The sequence below is a fragment of the Desulfitobacterium metallireducens DSM 15288 genome, from assembly GCF_000231405.2.
Classification (GTDB): Bacteria; Bacillota; Desulfitobacteriia; order Desulfitobacteriales; family Desulfitobacteriaceae; genus Desulfitobacterium_A; species Desulfitobacterium_A metallireducens.
The window spans coordinates 2,894,467-2,917,025 of record NZ_CP007032.1 but is presented as its reverse complement, the minus strand read 5'-3'; the positions used below and the strand labels follow the sequence as shown (position 1 = coordinate 2,917,025).

The following is a 22,559-nucleotide window of genomic DNA, read 5'->3' as shown; positions in this document are numbered from 1 at the left end:
GAATGAGAGAAGCATTAATTGTTGATAGCAGACGGACAGCGATAGGAAAAGCAGTTAAAGGTTCATTAGCTCAGGTGCGTCCGGATGATCTGGGAGCTTATGTTCTTCAAGATATTCTAAAACGTATTCCTCAATTAAATCCAGCGGAGATTGATGATTGTATCATCGGATGTTCTTTTCCAGAAGGAGAGCAAGGGATGAATATGGGACGAGTCATGGCTTTAAGGGCAGGGTTACCTATCGAAGTCCCAGGCATGACGATCAATCGGTTCTGTTCTTCTGGATTACAAGCGATTTCCTTAGGGGCAGATCGGATCCGCCTCGGGGAAGCCGATGTCATTCTTAGCGGCGGAGCGGAGAGCATGTCCATGGTCCCGTTAGGCGGATTGAAACCCGCACCGAATCCCTATATGATGCAGCATGCGCCGGAAGTCTACCTTTCAATGGGACTTACCGCAGAAAATGTGGCTCGTAAATATGAAGTAACTCGGGAACAGCAAGACGAATTCGCGGTAGCGAGTCATCAAAAAGCTTATGCAGCTCAAATGAGTGGACGGTTTACGGAAGAAATCGTACCTGTTCCTCTATTCGGAGAAAGGGAGTTCTCACAGGATGAAGGAATTCGTCCAGAAACGAGCCTATCCTCACTCGCTAAGCTTAAACCTGCCTTCTTAAGCGGCGGAACGGTCACGGCTGGGAACTCGTCTCAGACCAGTGATGGGGCAGCAGCAACCTTGCTCATGTCCGAGCAAAAAGTCAAGGAACTCGAACTTAAGCCTCTGGCTGTCTGGCGTGGCTTTGCCGTAGCTGGTGTTGAACCGGAGCTCATGGGGATCGGTCCCCTTAAAGCGATCCCCAAAGTGTTAAAACAAGTCGGGCTTACCCTAGATCAGATTGATCTATTTGAACTTAATGAAGCTTTTGCAGCTCAAGGTTTAGCGGTGATTAAAACGCTCGGTATCGACCCAGCCAAAGTGAATCCCAACGGGGGAGCCATAGCTTTCGGTCATCCTCTGGGGTGTACGGGTGCGAAGTTGACTGCGACACTTCTTCATGAGTTAAAACGCCGAGGTCTCAAATATGGAATGGTTACCATGTGCATCGGGGGCGGCATGGGGGCCGCGGGAGTGTATGAGCTTCTATAAAATTAAAAATTAAGGGGGAGAAAACGATGGAATTAGCTTTAAAAGGTGGCGGATTTTTGCTAGCTGAAGTGACGCCTGATCAAGTATTTGTCCCAGAGGAATTAAATGAAGATCATCTCCAGCTAAAGACGATGGCACATAACTTTGTGGAGAAAGAAATCGCTCCGAAGATTGAAAAAATCGAAGAGCAGGAAGATGGACTGATGAAGGAATTCCTGCATCAAGCGGGAGAATTAGGTCTCCTCGGTTTAGAAGTCCCTGAAGAATTCGGGGGATCAGGTATGGATAAATTCTCGACGGTCGTGGTCGGGGAAGAAGTCCCTCGGGGCGCCTCCTTTGCTGTCTCCTTTGCGGCACATACTGGAATTGGAACGTTGCCGATTGTCTATTTCGGAACTCCTGAACAGAAGGCAAAATACCTGCCTAGCCTAGCGAGTGGAGAGAAAATTGCAGCATATTGCTTAACTGAACCGGGTTCAGGCTCAGATGCTTTGGGGGCAAAATCAACTGCCGTTCTGAATCCTGAAGGAACGCATTATATCTTGAATGGAACCAAACAATTTATCACTAATGCGGGTTTTGCTGATATTTTTCTCATCTATGCTAAAGTGGACGGCAAATTGACGAACTTCATCGTGGAACGGGAATACCCTGGGGTCTCCTTTGGACCAGAAGAGAAAAAGATGGGGATTAAAGGTTCTTCGACGCGACAGGTGATTTTGGAAGACGTGAAAGTTCCGGTGGAAAATGTGGTCGGGGAAGTCGGACGTGGGCATGTTGTCGCCTTTAATATTCTCAATGTGGGCCGCTTTAAGCTTGCTGCTGCAGCGATCGGCAGTGCCCAACTCGCCTTAGAAGTCTCGGTGAAATATGCAGGTGAGCGCAAACAATTTGGAACGCCCTTAAGTCGTTTTGGCGCGATCCAAACAAAGCTCGCTGAGGTCGCGACTCAGTCCTATCTTGCCGAAAGTGTCGTCTACCGAACCGCAGGGCTGATGGAAGAAGGTTTCTACGGGCTGGATTTAACCGGGGATTGCCGTAAAGAGGCAGGTAAGGCCTTAGAAGAATATGCGATTGAATGTTCTTTAAATAAAGTCCTTGCCTCAGAAGTGCTGGATCTTTCCGTTGATGAAGGTGTCCAAATTCATGGCGGCTATGGTTTCATTCAAGAGTATCCAATCGAAAGAATGTACCGAGATTCCCGCATCAATCGGCTCTTTGAAGGGACGAATGAAATCAACCGTTTGCTTGTTCCAGGAACCCTTTTGAAACGTGCCCTTACTGGTGAATTGCCTCTCTTAGCAGCAGCTAAAGCCGTCAGTAAAGATCTCCTATCAGGGGGGTTGAGCTCAGAAGGAGAAGGTCTTGCGGGACTGCTTCAAATGACGCAAAAAGCGAAAAAAGTCTTCCTTTTGGCTGCAGGGTTGGCCACTCAAAACCTAGGGAATGAACTTAAGGATAACCAATATGTCCTTCTCGGCCTGGCGGAAATGGTTCTCCAAATCTATACCATGGAAAGTGGAATTCTCAGAGCGCTGAAGGTTCAAGAATTAAACGTTTCAGAGGAGCATAAACGTTTTGTTGAAAAAGCGGCAACCTTAGGAGCATTTGAGGCGATGAATGTACTCGAGCAACAGGGGAAAGAGGTTCTCTGTGCTGTCGAAAAAGGAGATTCACTGAGCACGGTGTTGGCAGGTTTGCGCAAACTGGTTCGCCGTCCAAATGTCGATATGATTGAACTTCGTCAAGACATCGCCAATGCAGTGATTGCGAAAGAAAAATATCCAATCCGTTAAAAGAGAAGCAGAACATTTAAAGGGAATATAACAGAGATAGAAAGATGCGATTAAAGGGTAGAGGATTGTTTATAGAGGATTGTTTTAGCTTGAAGAAGTGAGGGGGAAGAAGAGATGTCGACTTGGACTGAGGAATACCGAAAAAAGGTCGTATCTGCGGATCAAGCGGTGAGTGTTGTCAAAAGTGGAGACTGGATTATTTACTCCTATGCGGCCAACACTCTGCCCGTACTTGATGCGGCTTTAGCTCGTCGAACACCAGAACTTCAAGATATTCAGCTCTTAGCGGGAGTTTCTATGCGTCCTCATGCCATTATTAAAGCTGATCCAAGGGGGGAGCATTTCACCTGGGATTGTGTCCATTTTAGCGTGATTGATCGGAAATATTATGAAATGGGAAGGGCTTTTTATATCCCACTTCGTTATTCTGAAGTTCCGCGTTATATCTTAGAAAATATATCCCGGGTAGATGTGCTTATGGTTCAAGTGAGCCCGATGGATAGACATGGAAACTTTAACTTAGGCCCTACGATTTCTCATTATCGGGCTTCTGCTGATAAGGCGAAAGTCATTATTGTCGAAGTGAATGAAGATATGCCGATTGCGCATGGTGGCTATGGTCATACGCTGCATGTTTCGGAAATCGATTACATCGTGGAAGCGGGACATACGGGTATGCCCCAGATTCCTTCCCTTGAACCCGCAGAAGTTGATCAGCAAATTGCCCAATATGTGCTCCAGGAATTAAGGAATGGAGATTGTATTCAACTCGGAATTGGAACAATGCCGAATGCTTTAGGCTCCCAGATTGCCAAATCGGATTTAAAGGATTTGGGTGTTCACACGGAAATGCTTGTCGATAGTTATGTTGAGATGTTTGAAACGGGAAGGATTACCGGACGGAAGAAACAAATTGATCGCGGGCGGATGGTTTATACCTTCGCGGGTGGAACCCAGAAACTTTATGACTTTATCGATAATAACCCTCAAGTCGCAGGCTATCCGGTCGAATATACCAATGATCGCTCCATTGCCAGCATGAATGATAACCTCGTTTCAATCAATAATGCACTGGAAATTGATCTCTCCGGTCAGGTGTGCTCTGAAACCGTGGGTCCCAAGATGATCAGCGGAGCGGGGGGCCAACTCGATTTCGTGGATGCAGCCTATAATTCCAAGGGAGGACGGAGCTTCATCTGTATGGAATCGACGTATACGGATCATGAGGGGACGAAATATTCACGGATCAATCCTCTTTTGACGGTAGGAGCGGTTGTTACAGATACTCGGCCGATGGTTCAATATGTGGTCACTGAATACGGAATAGTGAATCTCAAAGGGCAAACGACTTGGCAACGCGCCGAAAAACTCATTAGTATTGCGCATCCTGATTTTCGTGAAGAGCTGATTCAAGAGGCGCAAAAGCTTAAGGTTTGGCGTAGAAGTAACAAACGTTAAAGGGGATAAGTATGGAATGTCAAAAAGACGGCCATGTCCATTGATGGTCGTCTTTTGACTTCAATTCTCTTTTATATTTAATTCAATTTAGTTTAAACTAAATTCTATTTTTATAAACCCGAACACGGGTCACAGATTACAGTGAAGACCTCGCCCTTTTCACCGGAAAAGAAGACGGTTTTTTGGCAACGTTCGCAAATAACCTGATAGGGATAAGCGACTTTCTCAGGGGTTAAATTTGTAATCATAGAAAGAGCCTCCTTTATGTCTGTTATATAATCTACAGGTATATTCTTGTCTTATTTCGGATTATAATATACAATGTTATTCAAAATAATAAACTGAATATTCGTTCGATTTTAAATACATTGGGGGAAGATGATATGCCAGAGATGAGAGAGATTGCCCCGAATATTTATCAACTTAAAGTACCCTTGAAGTTAAGCGAGCCCTTTATCAATGTCTATATTTTTCGGGGGGAAACACCTACATTAATGGACACGGGGACAAATACGCCTGGTGTTTTTGAGATGATTCAAACAGCACTTCAACGATTAGGCATTAAGCGTCTTGAACAAGTGATAGCTACGCATTGGCATGTAGACCATGCAGGAGCAGCACACCAGTTTGCCAAAAAAGGTGCTCGAATATTAATTGGGGCGAAGGATTACGGGGAATGGAAGACCTTTGCTACAGGTGAGAGTTTTGGGATTTTTCGCGAATGGGCAAGGGATGAATGGGAGATACCTGACGGGCTAGTTATTGAAGGTATGGTTAAGACCTATGAAAAACTACGTCACATGACCTCCTGGCCAGATCAGGTTGAGCAGATTGCCCCCTTTCAAACGTTACATGCAGGAAATTATGCTTTAAAAGCGATTCCGACACCGGGTCACACGATGGGACATCTCGCTTTTTTTGAAGAACAACAGAAAATGCTCTTTTCAGGAGATATATTGTTACCGGATCAAGTAGCCTATCCTGGGATTTGGCTTGAAGAGGGTAAGGTTACGAGTGGATTACCGAGTCAACTCAAAAGTTTAGATACACTAGAGAAGCTTAATGCACTTCAGTATTTTCCGGCTCATGGCGAACCTCAAGTCAATACCAATGAGCGATGTCAAGAATCACGAGCTCAAATCTTACACCAAGTGCAGAAGTATGACCCTCATATCTCAGTGTACGAAGGCGCACTTCGTCTAAGACAGGGAAAAGCAAACCCGGTCGCTCTTTTTACCCAACTTCATCAAGTCTATGGTTGGAAGCAAGTTAATGAACAACTTTCTAAATCCGTTAATATACTAGAGGAAAACGGATAAGAGGTGATGGGGCGGTGGCAAGAAATTTGCGCATCGGTTCCCGCGGAAGTGACGTGCTCGAGGTTCAAACTTTACGATCACAGGCGCCTGCACCGATATCTCGCTCAGTCGCAGGATGGTTGCCGTACTGGTACCAGGCCAGTGGATTTGCATCAGTTAAGGCCAACGCTGAAGTTTTTGACCAGCTTTCCCCCTATTGGTACCGCTTAGAAAGCAATGGTGCAGTTGGAAAATTCCCCTTCGCGGAAGACCCGGAAATCATCGCGTTTGTACGAAACAAAGGAATTCGTCTTATTCCTTTAATCTCCAACGAATTTAACCAGGAGCTGATTTTCAACCTGATTAATTCTCCAGAGCTGAGAACTCAACATATTCAGAATTTAGTCCATCTCGTTCAAAGCAAAAATTATGACGGGATCGATCTCAACTATGAAAATTTACCCCGAGAAGATCGTGATGTTTTTTCCTCATTCATTAGGGAAGCCTCCCAAGCGTTCCGAGCGATTCAGAAGAGGCTTGTCGTAACCGTACATGCGAAAACGACAGATGAGGGAAGTTGGTACGGAGCGGCAGCCCATGATTATCAGGCGATAGGTCAAGCCGCTGATTTCGTTCGGGTGATGGCTTATGATTACTCCTGGAGTGGTAGCGATCCAGGGTCGATTGCTCCCGCCGTATGGGTGGAGGAAGTTCTTGCTTATGCCGTGTCGAGAATCCCTCTTCAAAAAGTTGTCCTTGGACTTCCGACGTATGGCTATAACTGGTCAGCAGGCAAGGGACAGGGAGTGACCTATAAACGGGCTAGCGAAATTGCCCAGCAACAAGGGGTAGATATCACCCACGATCCGCTTAACGGGCCGCATTATACGTATACGGAGGATAATATTGACCATGAAGTATGGTTTAGTGATGCCCTCTCGACGGGGACGCTGCTGGATTTAGTCAACCGGTATAATATCTATGGTATCGTGTTCTGGCATCTTGGGGACGAGGACCCCAATATTTATCCTTTGATCAAAAGCAAATTCACTGCAAGCGAGTAGATTAGAGTCTTAAGTGTTTTTTGCTCTAAAATATGGTATATTATCGTAAGACAGCTACTGATTTTGTGGGTAGGTGTCTTACTTCGTTTTAGATGAGGTCAGGAATATGATTAAACAGATAAATCCTTTAAATACATATCGTAAAGCAAACTGGGCATTAGGGGTAACGGCTTTGGGGCTTGTAGCAGCGTTCCCTTTTCAAACGCAGTTTTGGGGCGGACTTGTAACCAGTGGCTGTAGTGCAGGTTTAGTCGGAGGACTGGCAGACTGGTTTGCGGTCACGGCACTTTTCCGCAAGCCCTTAGGGATACGTCCAGGACGGGTCTTTCGAACGGAAATTATTCCGCGTAATCGGGAACGGATATTTCAGGAACTGACGCACATGGTTCAAGACGAGTTACTCTCGCAAGAAGCGTTAACCCAAAAAATAGCAGGGTTGGATTTCGCAGACCTCTTTGGAAAACTAACCGATGCGCAAGGACTTGAGAAGCTTGAGCCGAGCGTAAAATCGTTAGTAAATAGCCTCTTAGAAAGCATGAATCAGCTTGGAGAAGAGACTTTCGCTTTAAATAATGTGATCAGTGAGATCTTGCGTGAAGCGTTTAAGCTTTCTTGTGATAAGGGAACCGTGAACAAAGTGCTCGAAGTGTTGGCTCATGAGCTTAGCCTCTGGGGCCAAAGTCCTGAAATGCATCATACCTTAGAGAAATGGATAGATGATTCATTAGAAGCTTATGTCAGCGAAAATTCCTCACGAAAAATTGTGCAGATGTTTTTGCCCGACAGTTCAACGCTTGCGACGAAGATTCAAATGCAGGTATCTAATGAATTAACAGGAGGACAAGCTGTCCGGACTGCTCAAGAATGGCTAGAGGAATTTGTTGCAGGCCCCCGCTTTGATGATTTAGTCGAGCAGCTTCTCCCCAAGGTTCGCTCCTTCATCCAAACTAGGGCGAATCAGCCTGAAAATGCTCAGATGCTGACTTCGTTTCTGCTTCACTATATTGCGAAATATCACTTAGAATTAGAAGAGAATGCCGAAAAACGAGTTGGGTTCAATCAAAAGGTGCAAACGCTCCTTTCCCAAGTCGTCGCCGGATTACATGATCGAATTGGACGGTTTGTCAGGGACGGACTTGAGAAGTACTCAGATGAAATGTTAGTTAACTTGATTGAAGAAAAGGCCGGAGCTGACCTGCAAATGATCCGCATCAACGGCTCAGTTGTTGGTGGACTCGCGGGAGTACTTTTCTATCTGGTGAATTTTCTTATCTGAGAAGTCTATAGCTTTTTAAACGTAGATTCTCCCCTCCGAGGATAAGTCGACTAAAGCTTGAGTTTCGTACCTCAACTTTAAGCCAGTCTCCTATATCGCACAGGAGAGAATGATTTCGCGGAGGGGCGGTACAGCGAACGAGGCTTTTGTATCATAGCGTAGCCACTTGGACTTGTCCAAGGATGGACTGATGTCGCGGGTGCATGGACGCACAGAAGCGACGCACTTCAGGTATTACCTGGAGGTTTGGCGAAGCTGGTACAGAAGCGAGTAAGCAAGCCATGGAGCGCTAAGTGAACGGATGTGCGAGAATCTACATTTAATAGAAAGGATCGATAATTTATGAACTACCGTCGCCGTGCGAATGCGGTCTTGAGTATAGTTTTCATCTTGTTTGTTTTTGTTTCTGGGGCCAAACGGGTTTGGCCGGATAATTTTATGATACGTCTTTGCCAGTTTGTGCTTGAAGCATCCTTAGTGGGTGGAATCGCGGATTGGTTTGCTATCACGGCACTCTTTCGGAAACCCTTAGGATGGCCTTATCATACCGCCTTGATTCCCCGAAATCGGACGAAAATGATTGGAGCAATCCGGGCGATGGTTGAGCAAGAATTGCTCAGCGCAGCCATGATCCGGCAGAAGATTGAGGGCTTGCAGTTGACAGGTAAAATCTTAAATGTGCTTGAAAAACAGGGAGGATCAGATTTTCTGGCAGAAAAGCTGGCTCGTTTCTTATCTGGACTAAAGATGCAGGTCAATGGGACTAAAGTTGCCGTAGATTTTAGTGCGCTGATCCGCGATAAAGTAAGCGAGTTAGATATAGCTCAGAAAATTTTAGCGTATTCCCAAACGATGCTTCACCGCCAAGAATTTGATCGATGGCTGGATGATGGGATTGAGGATTTACTCGTTTATGTTTCAGGGACGCGAGTATATGCTCGGATTTTAATCTATCTTGAAAATATGAAAGAACAGCAATTGGCGAGCGGGGGATTTTTGCAAAAAACCTTTTTTGGAATCTTTCAGGCTTCAGACGGAGTGAATCTCGAAGACGCTGCTGACGCCTTGCAAACTCATCTCATTCTAAGCATTCGACGCTTAAAATCCCCTGAGAATGAGTTGCGAATGCGCTTGAAATTTCAGCTCGAGCAGAGACTTCAAAATTGGGAAAATGACGGAGTAACTGAAGCGCAAATCGAGGAATGGTTTCAGCAAATTCTTGCTGAATTATCGCTCGAGTCCTACTTGGAGACAGGGATTGAAAAGGTTTTAACCACCTGGCAAGAAGGGAAATCTCTGAGGGGAGAGAGCTTGGTTTCCTCTGTTAAGCCTTTAACCACCCACTTTTGGAAGACAGTTCAAGAGGATAAAAACCTGCAAGAGACCCTTGATACCTATTTCCGCGACACGCTCCTGAAAATTGCCCAGAAGGAACACAATTTGATTGGTGAGATCGTAGAAGAGACATTAGAGGATTTATCCGATGACGAACTGAACCAGTTTATCGAGGATAAGGCAGGCAATGACCTTCAGTGGATTCGTATCAACGGTTCAATCGTCGGGGGGATTCTAGGATTTGTTCTATTTATGATTTTGAATTTCGCCTATCAGCCGCTGTTGATGGTTTTAAAATAGTGGAAAAATTATCATTGACTAGAGTGAATTCAACGGTGTATATATAAACTAGAAGCTATCGACCGAACAGTCAGTTCAGAAAATACATAAAATCGACTAGGGCTAAAATAGGGGGATAAAATTATGAAGAAAACGCTATCGGCTTTGTTAGTCGGGAGTATGCTTATGTTCCCAATACCCGCGTTGGCTACAGAGGATACGGATACAATCCATTCGCTCAGTTTTGATAAGCTAGATGAAGAAATGAATGCCCATAGTCCTTTGATTTTGAATATGGGGGATTCTGTAGCGAATGCTTCATCTGATTTAAGTGATGGCATAGATGGACTGAAGAAAACTTTAAATGGGTTACTAAACTCTCCTAATAAACCGCTAGATTATGTTGTAGGAATGACGATGGGAGAGGTTTTGGCGAAAGATCCAGGACCGAAAAATGTATTTGGGTCTGAGCAAGAACGATTAGATTATGTTTATGCCGAAGTGAATTATATAAACTTATTTAATTATGTTAATCAGATAACATCTCTTCAAGCTCAAATTGATAGCCTCGAGAATAATCAAGGTGACTTATGGAAATCTTGGCTCCAAGTCGAACAAGGAAAAGACCAAACCATCAGGGGTGCACAGCAACTTTATCTATCCTATTCGGATCTGAACAATAAGAAGGATAACCTGAGCGTGAACTTATCCCTTCTCCAAAAGCAACTTTCCTCATTTCAATTAATGGAATCCCTGGGTTTGGGAACTCATCTCCAAGTCATTGAGGTTGAGTCCCAGATCAAAGATTTGAATATGGCTCTCGATCAACTTAATAAAGGTCTTGATGGGATCAAAGGGCAACTGAACGTTTTCCTTGGTCAGGATTTTGATACCACGCTTCAACTGAAAGAGCCCTCAACTTTATCCCAAAGCAAAATTAATGCGATGGACTATGAGGTAGATTTAGCGGATGCACTTGTTCAAAGCTATAGCGTTAGACTTGAAGAGGATAGTGATAAGCGGAAGGACGCGGAACGTAGCTTCACGCTAGCTTTCCATAACGCTTATCAAGATGTTCAGGATAAGAAGAAAGCTCTCGACCTAGAACGGGATAAACTCACGAATACAAAAACAAAATATGATCAGGCCGTATTGAAGAATTCTTTAGGGCTTCTGTCAAATCTGGAATTTGAAGGAGAACGCTCAAAGTACACTACACAGGTTAATGCAGTGGATACAGCTGAACAGGATCTTCTTAAATCCTATACCGATTATGATTGGATGAAACAAGGATTAACGATTTCGTCGACAGCTTCCGCTACTTCACAAAGTACGGGAGCTGCCGGAGCATCTAATGGTGCAGGCTTCTAATTAAGACCCAACAGCTATGAATGACAGAGGGAGGATTATCGTTGACAGCAAAGGAAGAAAAACGGGTCGAAATACTCAATGCCGCTATTAAGGTGTTTTCTGAAGCCGGAATTGAAGGCGCTACCATTGAAGGAATCGCCAAGGAAGCAGGGATTGGCAAAGGGACGGTTTATGATTATTTTGACAGTAAAAATACCTTATTCCAAGAGATGATTCGTTATAGTGGGCAACGTTTCCGAGACGATTTGGTTTCTGTGATCGAGCAGGGAGACACGATGATGGAAAAAATCAGGCTGATCTCCCAATTCTATGCGAAGTTTTTGAAGGAACATCTCGATATTTTTGGTTCTATCATGACAGGGCAGACCCTTTCTGAGGATATGCGGTCGCGAATGCTCAAGGAAATGTCAACGACTTTTAAAGCGGTCGAAGACATGATCCAAGTTGGGATTCAAACGTTAGAACTTAAAGCCGATATCGATATTGAGATTGCAGCCTCGTGTATCTTAGGGGGAGTCCAAAGCTATGCGATGAAGAAGTTATTTGTCGATGGATATAATCCTGACGAAATTGATCATGAGGGTATCGCAAAAGTGATTCTTACGGGATTGATTGAGTAAGATAGAGATAAGATAAGGGTACCCTATAGAGTAGGCCGCTTAAAAAGTCTATTCTATAGGGCATTTTTTCATGCGCATCAAAGAGTTCCTATGATATAATTTATATGTTCTTCAAATTTCATCCAGTTATAACAGTAAGAAGATACTAAGGCATTGAGAGGTAAGGTAAACTCCATGGACATTAAACCGATTAAAAGTAAACGAACAACGGAAATTATCTTAGAACAGATCAAGAATCTAATCATCGATGGCCAGTTACTCCCTGGAGATCGATTTTTAACTGAAGGCGAACTTACAGAGCGCTTTCAAGTGTCTCGGACCTCAGTTCGAGAAGCTTTAGCCGCTTTAAGCTTGACAGGAATTCTTGAAATAAGGCAAGGTGAAGGAATTTATGTAAAATCAGCCTCACCTAATTCGATAATTGAACCTTTAAGCTTTATTTTTTTGTTAGAGAAAAATCAACTGCAAAATATCCTTGAAGTACGAAAGGCCCTAGAAGTTGAAGCCGCAGGCCTTGCAGCAGAACGCCGTGACGAAGAAGATTGGGTTCATCTTAAAATTTTAGTCGAGCAAATGCAAAAGGATTTACCTGAAGCAAAACATAGTGAACAACTTGATCTGGATTTTCACATTGCCCTGGCACGAGCAAGTAAAAATCCGCTTCTTAACCGATTGATGAATACGGTTCAAGAAACGATGGGTCAAACCCTTCAAGTCACACGGGCACTGTGGTTAGCAGCAACAGCGGGAACAACCCAACGACTGTTTGAAGAGCATTGCGACATTTTTAATGCGATTCAGTCCCAGGATTCCGAAAAGGCACGCCGCTTAACGTATGAACATCTTCAAAAAGTTGAACTTGAGCTTGCAAAATATATAGAAAACCCTCAAGCAGAATAGATCCTAAAACTAAAAATAGGTTTGACTATTACCCAAAAAAGAACTTTGCCAATGATGGAAAGTTCTTTTTTTCTCAATCTACTAAATTAATTGAATATTTAAGAAGAATAGAGTATATTAAAAATAGAACATATCATAGGATGGTCAGACCACTAAAAACAAAGACTCCAATTAGGATAAAGGAGGGCATAGAGTATGTTAAAACCAGAAGCTTTACAGGAACTGATTCAAGTCCTAGGTCAAGACAACGTCCTTATGGAAAAGGAAGACTTGATGACTTATGCATATGATGCAACAGCAGCCATGAAACGGGTGCTTCCAGACGTTGTCATTACTCCAGCCAATACCGAACAAGTCGCTGAAGTTGTGAAAATCGCGAATAAATATCAAACACCAATCTATCCACGGGGGTCAGGAACAAACTTAAGCGGGGGAACAATTCCGGTAGAGAGTGGGATTGTCATGTCCATGCTTAATATGAACCAGATTCTTGAGGTGGATGCTGAAAACTTAACAGCATGGGTACAACCCGGAGTAATTATTCAAGATCTGAACAATGCTGCTATGGAGCACGGGCTATTCTATCCTCCCGATCCGGGAACAGTAACCACAGCAACCATGGGAGGTTCTGTTTCGGAGTCCTCAGGAGGATTACGGGGTTTAAAATATGGTGTAACCAAACAGTACGTCATGGGTATGAAACTCGTTCGAGGCAATGGGGATGTCATTAAATGGGGCGGCAAGACGGTTAAAAATGTCTCTGGCTATGATTTAACCGCACTCTTTACTGGAGCGGAAGGGACGCTCGGAATTCTAACCGAGATCCTCGTGAAACTTTCCCCTACACCTGAAGCGAAAAAGAGCATTCTTGGTGTATTTGATGATATTGATAAAGCGGGAAGTGCTATTTCCGCGATTATTCGCAACAAGGTTATTCCTGCCACCTTGGAAATCATGGATAACATGACGATTCGGACGGTTGAGAACTTCGCACATGCGGGTTTACCCATTGATGCACAAGCCATTCTTCTTTGTGAAGTCGATGGCTATAAAGAAGCTGTTGAACGTGAAGCAACGCTTGTGGAGAAGATCCTTGCTGAAGAAGGCGCAACTGAGGTAAAACTCGCCAAGGATGATAAAGAACGCGACCAGATCTGGTTTGCCCGACGCAATGCACTTCCAGCGCTTGCTCAGCTCAAACCCACCACCGTTCTCGAAGATGCGACAGTTCCTCGGAGTAAGATTCCAGATATGATTAAGGCGATTCGTCAAATAGCTACGAAATATAATTTGACGATTGGAACGTTTGGTCATGCAGGGGATGGTAATCTTCACCCGACGATTCTTACGGACGCGCGTGATACTGAAGAAATGGAGCGCGTCGAAAAAGCGGTCGCCGAGATTTTTGATGTTGCAATCTCCTTGGGAGGAACCCTTTCCGGAGAGCATGGAATCGGGATGGCCAAAGCGAAATTCCTTCCGCTTGAATTTGGGGAAGAAGGCGTCAATCTTCTGAGAGATATCAAAAAAGCCTTAGATCCAAACTTTATCTTAAACCCTGGTAAAATGGTGAGGAGGGACTAATGTGAGCATTTACAGTTCACTCGACTCCATTTATGAGGAACTTTATAAATGTATGAAATGCGGGAACTGCCAAGAAGTCTGCCCGATTTATAAAGAAACGCGCAAGGAAGTCGCATCTGCTCGCGGAAAAATTACGTTGATCGAAACGCTCTTTACGGGCGAGATGGATTTAACCGCGGGCTTAAATGAGCGCCTTTCCCTCTGTACGACCTGTATGGCTTGTACCGCAAACTGCTCCTGTGGCGTGCGTTTTGATAAGATTATTCTTGCCGCCCGCGCCGAAGGGGTTCGCAAACAAGGGCTTCATCCAGTCAAAAAGATTGCTTTTAATGCCCTTAAGATGAATCGCCTTTTCGACTTTGGAATGAAATTCGGGAGTCGGTTCCAAGGGATCGCGATGAAACGGATTCATGGAAGTGATAAAGGGGCTCGACTGCGGATTAATATTGGTTTGGGTGACAAAGTTTTACCCAACTTAGCAAAGAAACCGCTTAAAGACCAATTACCCGAAGTGATCACGGTTCCCGATCCTAAAATGCGCGTTCAAATGCGTGTAGGCTATTATATCGGTTGTGTAACGAACTATTTCTACACGGATATGGGTCGATCCGTCGTCGATGTCCTCTTGGAAAATGGCTGTGAAGTTGTCGTTCCGAAGGATCAAGGATGCTGTGGTACTCCTGCTTCGGTTAACGGAGATGTTGAATCTGCCAAAGTAATGGCACGGCGCAATATTTTAGCCTTTGAAAAAGCGGGCGTTGATGCGATTATCTCCAACTGCTCCTCTTGTGGCGAGTCCTGGAAACATGTTTACCCAGAACTTTTTGAAGATGATCCAGAGATGAAACCTCTAGCTGATAAATGGGCAGCTAAGACGTATGATATCTCAGAATTTTTGATTCATCAGGTTCCGTTTAAACGCGAAGGGTTAGGTCGTGTTGAACGTAAAGTAACCTACCATGATCCTTGTCACTTAAACCGGGGTCAAGGAATCAACAAAGAACCGCGTGAGATTCTCAAAGCCATTCCCGGTGTTGAGCTGATTGAGATGAAAAAACCGGATCGCTGTTGTGGTATGGCAGGCTCCTTCATGCTTGTTCACCCCGATCTTTCCGCTAAGATTTCAGATCAAAAGATTGCAGATATTGCACAAACGCATACCGATACAGTTGTCACCGGTTGCCCAGCATGCCGACTTCAATTGACTAGCGGTGTTGAAAACGCAGGCCTTCAGGAAGATGTCGTGCATACAATCCAGATTCTTGCAGAATCCTATAAAGCCGGTAAAAAGTAATCGCATAAAAAGGGTGTAAGTCGAATAATACGACTTACACCTTTTTTGCAACTTAGGTTGCATTATTATCCAACTCTGCGATGTTGAAAGGATTGGATATAATGGGAAGAATCCTCGGAGAGGTCAATAATCCGTTCTGTTTCGAGAGGATTTCCGAAGGCATCCGAAAGAACTTGAATCTTAGGTTGAGTGAGATTGCGGTAAGAAAAGCGGAGGACAATTCCGACTTCTCCACTATTTAAAGTCACCACAGAACCCGCAGGATAGAGCTGAATCATGCAGAGGAGAGCCTGGAGGACCTCAGGTGAGAATTCAGTACCCGAGCTTTTTAAAAGAATTTCGAGCGCATGGTAGGGTGGAATAGCAGCATGATAAGGACGATCCGTGATGAGAGCATCGAAGACATCCGCGACAGCCATAATTTGTGCAGAAAGTAAAATCTCCTGCCCCACTAAGCCTTGCGGATAGCCACTCCCATTCCATCGCTCATGGTGTTGCAGGATGGCTGAGAGAACGCTGTCAGGTAAGAGGAGATCCGAGGACCTGGCTACGCCCTTAGCAGGGTGGGTTTGCATGATTTCGTATTCCTCCTCAGTGAGAGCTCCTGGTTTGTTCAGGATTTCATTAGGAATTTCCAATTTGCCGATATCATGCATTAAAGCACCGAGGACGAGTCGACGCAGTTTTTCTCCTTTAAAGTTCATGGATTTTCCGATAATATAAGAAATAAGAGCGACATTAACGGAATGTTTATAAGTCACCTTATCTGAGGTTTGCAAAAATTCCAAGTCAGAAGAGATGAAAGGATGAAGGGATAAGTGGGCCACGAGTTGATCAACATAATGGACCGCCTCGAAAAGCAACTCGGGCTTAAGCAGATTTGTTTCAAAATATACCCGCTGCAGCCAGGGTACAGTACGAGGAAAGCGCAGAAGAGTGGAAGCGTGTAGATCACTCGGAATAGTGTTGGAAAATTCGCACTCACAATGCAAAGTATTAACCGTTTGGCAATTTAAAAATGAAGCAAGTGAGGGAGTGACTTGCTGCGCTTTACCTAAAAGAAGAGCGCCTCGGGAATCAAAATAATCTTGAGAGGCAAATTCTCCTACTTCAAATCGATGATAAACGGGTTTTAGTACAAATTGCATCGTAATTTCCCCTCGCTTTGCAGACTGTAAATTCTAATTCTACAAAAAGACTCAAAATCCTCTTTTTACTTGAAATAGAAGAAAAAGGATAATTATCGTCTAATTTTGGTTTTTATCGCGAATAATTAAAAATTAGAGTGGATTAATGAAATCTATTTGACCTTTACTGACCTTTGTACTAAAATAGAATTATCGGGAAAGGCTATTAGGAAATAGAAAAACATATAACGAAATGATAAAAGGAATTAAGGGGGATTCAGAATGGGTTATCTAGTACCAATGGTTATTGAGCAAACGAATCGTGGAGAGCGGTCTTATGATATTTATTCCAGACTGCTGAAAGACAGGATTATTTTCCTCGGAGGGCCGATTGATGATGATGTAGCTAACCTCATTGTTGCTCAGCTTTTATTTCTCGAAGCCGAGGATCCGGAGAAAGATATCTTCCTTTATATTAATAGTCCTGGCGGATCGATTAGCGCAGGAATGGCCATCTATGATACGATGCAATATATTCGCCCGGACGTCCATACGATTTGCGTCGGACTTGCGGCCAGTATGGGAGCATTCCTCTTGACGTCAGGTGCGAAAGGGAAAAGAACAGCACTTCCGAACGCCGAAATCCTCATTCACCAACCCCTGATTGGCGGCGGCGGAATTTCAGGTCAAGCCACCGAAGTCGAAATTCATGCTAAGCACTTACTTCAAGTAAGGGCAAGAATGAATCGAATTTTGGCTGAACGGACCGGACAAACCGTTGAGAAAATCGAAGCAGATACCGAACGGGACCATTATATGACAGCGGATGAAGCCAAAGAATATGGTCTTGTCGATGAAGTTCTCGAAAAGATTGCAACTCCTGTAGAAAAGAAATAAGGTTCAATTACTAGAAATAACTGTCTTAGATGTCGATCTAGGACAGTTATTTTATTTTTCTGTAAATTCTAAAAAGGAAAAGACAAATCAATGTAGAATCATAAGGAGTTATTATTGTAAAAGAGGTGGATCATGAAACGAGAACGTTTTCGGATGGGAATTCAAGTGACAGTCCTGATGATTTTTATTGCACTCGCGGCTGGAGCTGTCGGTGCAGTTGGAATATCTGGAATGAATCAAATGCATGCTAAAACTTCAGAGTCTTATCAGAATGATGTTATCCCTATGAATATTCTTTCGGATCTTCAATATCGCTCCTTAAGCTACCGGTCAAACGTTTTACTGCTGATTTCTTCCCGTACGCCTGAAGAACAGAAAAAATTTCAAGGGCAACTCCAAGCAGACAAGGCCGCGATCGATCAACTGATGAAGAATTATGCAGCAACCTCCCGTTCTCCAGAGGAAGAACAAAATTGGCAGGACTTTAAAAGCTACTGGTCTTTGTATCTCGGTTCCGCGGATTTTACGATCAATACTGCGAAATCAGGGCAAAAAGAAGTAGCCATGGATAATATTATGGGCAATGGTGCGGTGATCAATCAGAAAGCCAATGATACTCTGGCTAAAATGGTTCAAGATAAGATGGAACTTCTCAATACCCATAATACGAAAGATACGGAGGTAATCTTCCAAAAATCGTCTCGTCTTTCGCTCATTATTTCCGTTGTAGATGTTCTTTTAAGCATCTTAATTGGACTATTCCTTAGCCGGGCGCTGACCCGGATGATGCAAAGCCTCGTTAGCAATGCCAATGAGATTGCAGATGGAGTTATTGAACGCAAGAAAAAGTCGCCTTGGCGCGCTTGGAACCGTGAAGGCGTTGAAATTCAGGATGCTTTTCGGGACATGACGATCTTTTTGAGACAGACGATTCAGAGTGTGACCAATACAGCTGAGGATCTTGCCCGGACTTCAATGGATATGCATAGGGGGGCGGAACAATCGGCTCAGGCCTCGGAGCAAGTCGCGTCTGCGGCGAGTGAGATTGCTAACCATACAGAGGACCAGGTTAGAGAAATGGGTGAAAATCAAATACGCATGACTCGCGTGCTTGAGGAAATGAGTCATGCAGAAGCTCAAGCCGAAAAGGTCAATGAAGCCTCTCAACGATCTGCAGGACTAGCCAAGGAGGGCAGTCAATCCCTGCAACGGGTAGTTGAGCAGATGAATGATATCGAACATCAAGTCCAGAATTTGAGTCAAGTCATTCGCAATGTCGATGAAAAATCAGAAGAGATCTCAAAAACCGTTCAACTCATCGATGCTATTGCGCAGCAAACCAATCTTTTGGCTCTTAATGCTGCAATCGAAGCGGCAAGAGCTGGGGAACAGGGTCGGGGCTTCGCCGTTGTTGCGGAAGAAGTCCGTAAGCTTGCCGAGGAAGTGCAATCCAGTCTTTTGAATATTACACAACCGGTTCAGGAAATGCAGCAAGCCTCTGCAGCAGCCCACCAGGAAATGTCCGCCAGTGTTGAAAGCGTAAATCAAGGGAGTACCCAGCTTCGTGAAATTGTTACACACTTTGGGGTCATTTTATCCTCAGTAGAGAACAGTGCAGGGCTGGCTCAAGAAATTGCGAATTCTGTGCGGCAAATCCAGAAAGAAGGAGAACAGATGCAAACGGCAATCGGAGAGATCGTCGATAGAGCCAATTCTACTTCAGCAACGACCCAGGCAACTGCAGCTGCAGCGGAAGAGCAGAATGCCTCTGTCGAAGAATTGTTCGCTTCAGCTAAGGCCTTGGACCAACTGTCACAAAAACTTAAAGAACTTATGCAACATTTTAAACTATGATTTAGGTTTAAGAAGTATGCTCTAGACCGGTATGGATGATCTCAAAACCGAGGCCTGCCAGAAACCATTCAGGAGCCATTCTTAGTGTGATCCAGCCCTTGATATTCAGAGGATCGTGGTATGACCAAGGGCAGTAGCCTAGAATGAAGTTTAGGAACCAGCCGCTCAAATATTCAATCCCCCAAATGATAAACAAATAGATTAAGCCCCGGAGCCACCACGGCTGGGGCTTGATTTTGTTGTGAACAGGCTCGAGAAAAATAGCCAAACCATAAATCGGAAACATGACTAAAAAGGTAAAACCGTGCATGCTTAGATCCCCCTTGAGTAAGGAGGAAAGTCCGGTATAAATGACCTCGAGCGTTAAGCCGAGGAAGCCATAGATGAGAAAGCGTGCCCAACGATGACGTGATAAAGAAAGAAAGTTATCGGCCATAGAAATTCTCCAGAGATAAAATTTTTCTAGGGATAATATGGTATAATTAAGCTTACGAATTTGTAAAAAGATATTGGTTTTAGAATATCCATTCCCTAAATAAATAAACCTGAGATGAGTGAGGAGATATTTCGATGAGGAAAATTCGAAAAGCAGTTATTCCGGCTGCTGGATTAGGAACGCGTTTTTTACCGGCGACAAAAGCCCAACCTAAAGAAATGTTGCCGATTGTTGATAAACCTACAATTCAGTTCATCGTGGAAGAGGCCGTTAATTCCGGAATCGAAGATATTGTCATTGTAACGGGTCGGAATAAGCGGGCGATTGAAGACCATTTTGATCGCTCAATGGAATTGGAATCTTTCTTGAAAAATGGGGGAAAATTAGAACTTCTCGATATGGTTCAAGATATCGCACGCCTCGTGGATATCTATTATGTCCGCCAAAAAGAAGCTTTAGGGTTAGGACATGCTATCTATTGTGCTCGAAAATTTATCGGTGATGAGCCATTTGCTGTTCTCCTCGGGGATGATGTCATCCATTCGGAAGTTCCTTGCCTTCGTCAAATGATGAACCATTATGAACGTTATGGGGCAAGCATCGTTGGGGTTCAGCAAGTCCCCCTCGAGGAGACCTCAAAGTATGGGATTGTGGATGGAACAGAAATTTCTGACCGACTCTACAGTGCCTCTGACCTTGTTGAAAAGCCTCAACCTGAGGAATCACCCGCTTCTCGGTTAGCGATTATGGGGCGCTATATCTTAAATCCTGAAATCTTTGATATTCTCGAGCGAGTCGAGCCGGGTAAAGGTGGAGAAATCCAACTGACGGACGGACTTAGAGAACTATTAAAGACTCAGGAAATTCTTGCTTATAACTTTGAAGGACGTCGCTATGATGTCGGAGATAAGCTTGGATTTGTCCAAGCCACGATCGAATATGCTCTCCGGCGTGAGGATCTTTCTGAGGATTTAATGAGCTATCTTAAGAATTTAGTCGCTGAAAATTAAGTTAATCTGAGCAGTTTGAATGAGCTGAGTCAGCCTATGTAGACAGGGGAATGTTTCTCCTGTCTATTTTTTGCGGGATTTCGCGTGAAAGTGTTTGGGGCGAGTTGCGATTACAGCTGCTTCGGCCGGGCGCTCGCAGAGCAAACTAACGGCTCAAACTGGTGGATGGAAGCAGGCGGGGTTGGCGCCAGAATCGGCTCCTGCCACTGTTGGCGCCCGGACACATTCATGTGCCCGCCCCGCTGATGCATGTCAGTTTTCGCCGAGTTGGCTAGCTGCTCGCTTAAGGCCTCCGCATCTGTACTCGCAACTCACTTGGCTGCTTCATGGGTCTCTTGCATGTTAGACTGAATGACCCATGAGGCAACGTGGTACAGATGTACCACCGGTTGCATATGCATGCATTAAAGTTGCGAGAAAGACCTGGACGTGGATTTTGATTTACGGGAGAGAACGACTTAAGCAAGCAGTTATCGAAGCTTAGGCAGTGGAGACAACGTGAAAGGAAAGGGTTGCGCATAGGATGTGCGAACCGCCGACTGAGCCATGGATGGCGATTTCGGCGGCGATGACACAGGACGTGTCAAGTGTCGCGGGTGCCAAGGATGGCGAAAACACGCGACCACCCGATGACCCAGAGATGGAGACAGTGCCTTAGCCTCGGTCTGCGAAGCGCCTGGAGTGAACGGAGTAAACAAAATCCACATCCCCAGAGAATACCTCAACCTTTTAAGAGAAAAGCTAAAAGAAGTAAACTTGTGCAAGAAAAGGAAATAGGATGCTGTTTTATTTTCGCGAAGATGAGGTGCCTTGAGGCGCCCTGTGGCAGTTTGGACAAGCTTAGGGCAGAAAAAGGACCAAACAATTCAGCAAATGCGACATGATTTACTCCCAAAAATTGGTAATATAGGTAAGAAGTATAGAACCAAAACTAAAAGGGAGGGAGATCATGGAGTTCGACAAGAGAAAAGTACTCACTTTGGCAGGGACCCTCGTATTAGCCGGTGCTGTTGTTGTCGGCGGGATTTATGGACCGAGTGCCTGGAAAGTCTTTATGGATAGGTCAATTTCAGGCGACCAAAATCCAGTCGTTATGCAGACACCTCCTGTGGACGATGCTAGCGCGACCTCAATTGGCGCGGGAGGCAATACCTCAGGCCAACCGAAGGCGACAGGAGCTAGCCCAGCGAGTACGGTAACGAATCCACCGGGTATCAATGTCACTCCTCAGGGAGATGTTTCGGGATCCAAAAAGTATAAAGAGCCTGATACAAAAGACCTCGCGCTTGCCCCATCTGTACAAGATTACTTTGGGGACGGTGCCCTCAGTCAAGACGCGTTGAATCTAGCTTTCAGTGCATCTTGGAACGTCCATCAATATGTGGATGGCTATCTGTATGGACCTAATGCGGGCCCGCAGATGAATGAGCAGGATATCAAGAAGTACATTGTTTTTCATAAATCGGTCTGGGATAATCAAATGAAGAAAGAAGCCGAAGCAAATAAAGCTTCTTCCTTAAGCAATTATCTCGATGTCATGTTCAATCGTGGAATTGATGCTTTCAATGCGAAAGACAAGGTGCGTATTGAACAATTCCATCAAGAGATTCATGATCTTGACGCTCATATCCTTCGAAATGATACGAGCGCAAAAATATATGGGGCAACTCCCTTCGCCACTAAACGGTAACGAATCTAAGCGTATTTAGCGTTCGCAAGAAGGGTATCCAGCATAAGAGGTAGTAATCATTATGAAAAAATTGTGCTTTAGTGTTCAAAAACGTAAGGATTTGAAACCGGAGTGAGGAAGACAGC

General features: G+C 44.5%; 19 protein-coding genes. 16 read left to right on the top strand and 3 right to left on the bottom strand.

Annotation, left to right across the window (positions count from 1 at the left end; translation table 11 throughout):
- Window positions 1–2: 2 nt before the first annotated feature.
- The 3 genes from DESME_RS14040 to DESME_RS14030 all read left to right on the top strand — a co-directional run bounded on the left by DESME_RS14040 (window position 3) and on the right by DESME_RS14030 (window position 4,399).
- Window positions 3–1,145 (top strand): thiolase family protein, encoded by a 1,143-nt coding sequence (locus DESME_RS14040; protein WP_006718478.1) that lies wholly within the window; start codon window positions 3–5, stop codon window positions 1,143–1,145.
- A gap of 26 nt (window positions 1,146–1,171) precedes the next feature.
- The gene (locus DESME_RS14035) at window positions 1,172–2,941 is read left to right on the top strand and encodes an acyl-CoA dehydrogenase family protein (RefSeq protein WP_006718475.1); all 1,770 of its coding nucleotides are present in this window, start codon (window positions 1,172–1,174) and stop codon (window positions 2,939–2,941) included.
- 114 nt (window positions 2,942–3,055) lie between these two features.
- Window positions 3,056–4,399 (top strand): acetyl-CoA hydrolase/transferase family protein, encoded by a 1,344-nt coding sequence (locus DESME_RS14030; protein ID WP_006718473.1) that lies wholly within the window; start codon window positions 3,056–3,058, stop codon window positions 4,397–4,399.
- 110 nt (window positions 4,400–4,509) lie between these two features.
- Here the strand turns inward: DESME_RS14030 and DESME_RS16135 are convergent, their stop codons facing one another.
- Window positions 4,510–4,647 (bottom strand): hypothetical protein, encoded by a 138-nt coding sequence (locus DESME_RS16135; RefSeq protein WP_006718471.1) that lies wholly within the window; start codon window positions 4,645–4,647, stop codon window positions 4,510–4,512.
- Between the two features lie 135 nt (window positions 4,648–4,782).
- Between DESME_RS16135 and DESME_RS14025 the strand changes: the two genes are divergently transcribed.
- From DESME_RS14025 to DESME_RS13985, 9 genes are all read left to right on the top strand, one after another.
- Window positions 4,783–5,718 (top strand): MBL fold metallo-hydrolase, encoded by a 936-nt coding sequence (locus DESME_RS14025; protein ID WP_006718470.1) that lies wholly within the window; start codon window positions 4,783–4,785, stop codon window positions 5,716–5,718.
- A 14-nt stretch (window positions 5,719–5,732) separates the two neighbouring features.
- Window positions 5,733–6,761, top strand: a complete 1,029-nt coding sequence (locus tag DESME_RS14020) for a glycosyl hydrolase family 18 protein (RefSeq protein WP_006718468.1) — start codon at window positions 5,733–5,735, stop codon at window positions 6,759–6,761.
- Between the two features lie 106 nt (window positions 6,762–6,867).
- Window positions 6,868–8,037, top strand: coding sequence for a DUF445 domain-containing protein (locus DESME_RS14015; RefSeq protein ID WP_006718466.1), 1,170 nt, complete (start codon window positions 6,868–6,870; stop codon window positions 8,035–8,037).
- A 342-nt stretch (window positions 8,038–8,379) separates the two neighbouring features.
- On the top strand, window positions 8,380–9,672 hold the full coding sequence (locus tag DESME_RS14010; protein ID WP_006718464.1) for a DUF445 domain-containing protein: 1,293 nt from the start codon (window positions 8,380–8,382) through the stop codon (window positions 9,670–9,672).
- A 123-nt stretch (window positions 9,673–9,795) separates the two neighbouring features.
- Window positions 9,796–11,022, top strand: a complete 1,227-nt coding sequence (locus tag DESME_RS14005) for a TolC family protein (RefSeq protein ID WP_006718462.1) — start codon at window positions 9,796–9,798, stop codon at window positions 11,020–11,022.
- A gap of 41 nt (window positions 11,023–11,063) precedes the next feature.
- Window positions 11,064–11,642, top strand: a complete 579-nt coding sequence (locus DESME_RS14000) for a TetR/AcrR family transcriptional regulator (RefSeq protein ID WP_006718459.1) — start codon at window positions 11,064–11,066, stop codon at window positions 11,640–11,642.
- A 174-nt stretch (window positions 11,643–11,816) separates the two neighbouring features.
- Complete coding sequence (locus DESME_RS13995; protein ID WP_006718456.1) at window positions 11,817–12,542, top strand: FadR/GntR family transcriptional regulator; 726 nt, start codon at window positions 11,817–11,819, stop codon at window positions 12,540–12,542.
- A gap of 195 nt (window positions 12,543–12,737) precedes the next feature.
- Window positions 12,738–14,126: an FAD-binding oxidoreductase gene (locus tag DESME_RS13990; RefSeq protein WP_006718454.1), complete on the top strand. Its 1,389-nt coding sequence runs from the start codon at window positions 12,738–12,740 to the stop codon at window positions 14,124–14,126.
- A gap of 1 nt (window position 14,127) precedes the next feature.
- Entirely contained in the window at window positions 14,128–15,420 is a 1,293-nt protein-coding gene (locus DESME_RS13985) for a (Fe-S)-binding protein (RefSeq protein WP_006718452.1), read from the top strand.
- Between the two features lie 65 nt (window positions 15,421–15,485).
- Here the strand turns inward: DESME_RS13985 and DESME_RS13980 are convergent, their stop codons facing one another.
- Window positions 15,486–16,568 (bottom strand): HD-GYP domain-containing protein, encoded by a 1,083-nt coding sequence (locus DESME_RS13980; protein ID WP_006718450.1) that lies wholly within the window; start codon window positions 16,566–16,568, stop codon window positions 15,486–15,488.
- 261 nt (window positions 16,569–16,829) lie between these two features.
- On the opposite strand from DESME_RS13980, the gene clpP reads away from it, so the two are divergent.
- A complete protein-coding gene (clpP, locus tag DESME_RS13975) occupies window positions 16,830–17,444 on the top strand; it encodes an ATP-dependent Clp endopeptidase proteolytic subunit ClpP (protein WP_006718447.1) in 615 nt (204 codons plus the stop codon).
- 132 nt (window positions 17,445–17,576) lie between these two features.
- Window positions 17,577–19,298: a methyl-accepting chemotaxis protein gene (locus DESME_RS13970; RefSeq protein ID WP_006718445.1), complete on the top strand. Its 1,722-nt coding sequence runs from the start codon at window positions 17,577–17,579 to the stop codon at window positions 19,296–19,298.
- 7 nt (window positions 19,299–19,305) lie between these two features.
- Here DESME_RS13970 and DESME_RS13965 read toward each other — a convergent pair whose 3' ends face one another.
- The gene (locus DESME_RS13965; RefSeq protein WP_006718443.1) at window positions 19,306–19,734 is read right to left on the bottom strand and encodes a putative ABC transporter permease; all 429 of its coding nucleotides are present in this window, start codon (window positions 19,732–19,734) and stop codon (window positions 19,306–19,308) included.
- Between the two features lie 134 nt (window positions 19,735–19,868).
- On the opposite strand from DESME_RS13965, the gene galU reads away from it, so the two are divergent.
- Window positions 19,869–20,744, top strand: coding sequence for a UTP--glucose-1-phosphate uridylyltransferase GalU (gene galU, locus DESME_RS13960; RefSeq protein WP_006718440.1), 876 nt, complete (start codon window positions 19,869–19,871; stop codon window positions 20,742–20,744).
- 949 nt (window positions 20,745–21,693) lie between these two features.
- Window positions 21,694–22,434 carry a hypothetical protein gene (locus DESME_RS13955; protein ID WP_006718437.1) on the top strand — a complete coding sequence of 247 codons (741 nt, stop codon included), beginning with the start codon at window positions 21,694–21,696 and terminating at the stop codon, window positions 22,432–22,434.
- Window positions 22,435–22,559 lie beyond the last annotated feature (125 nt).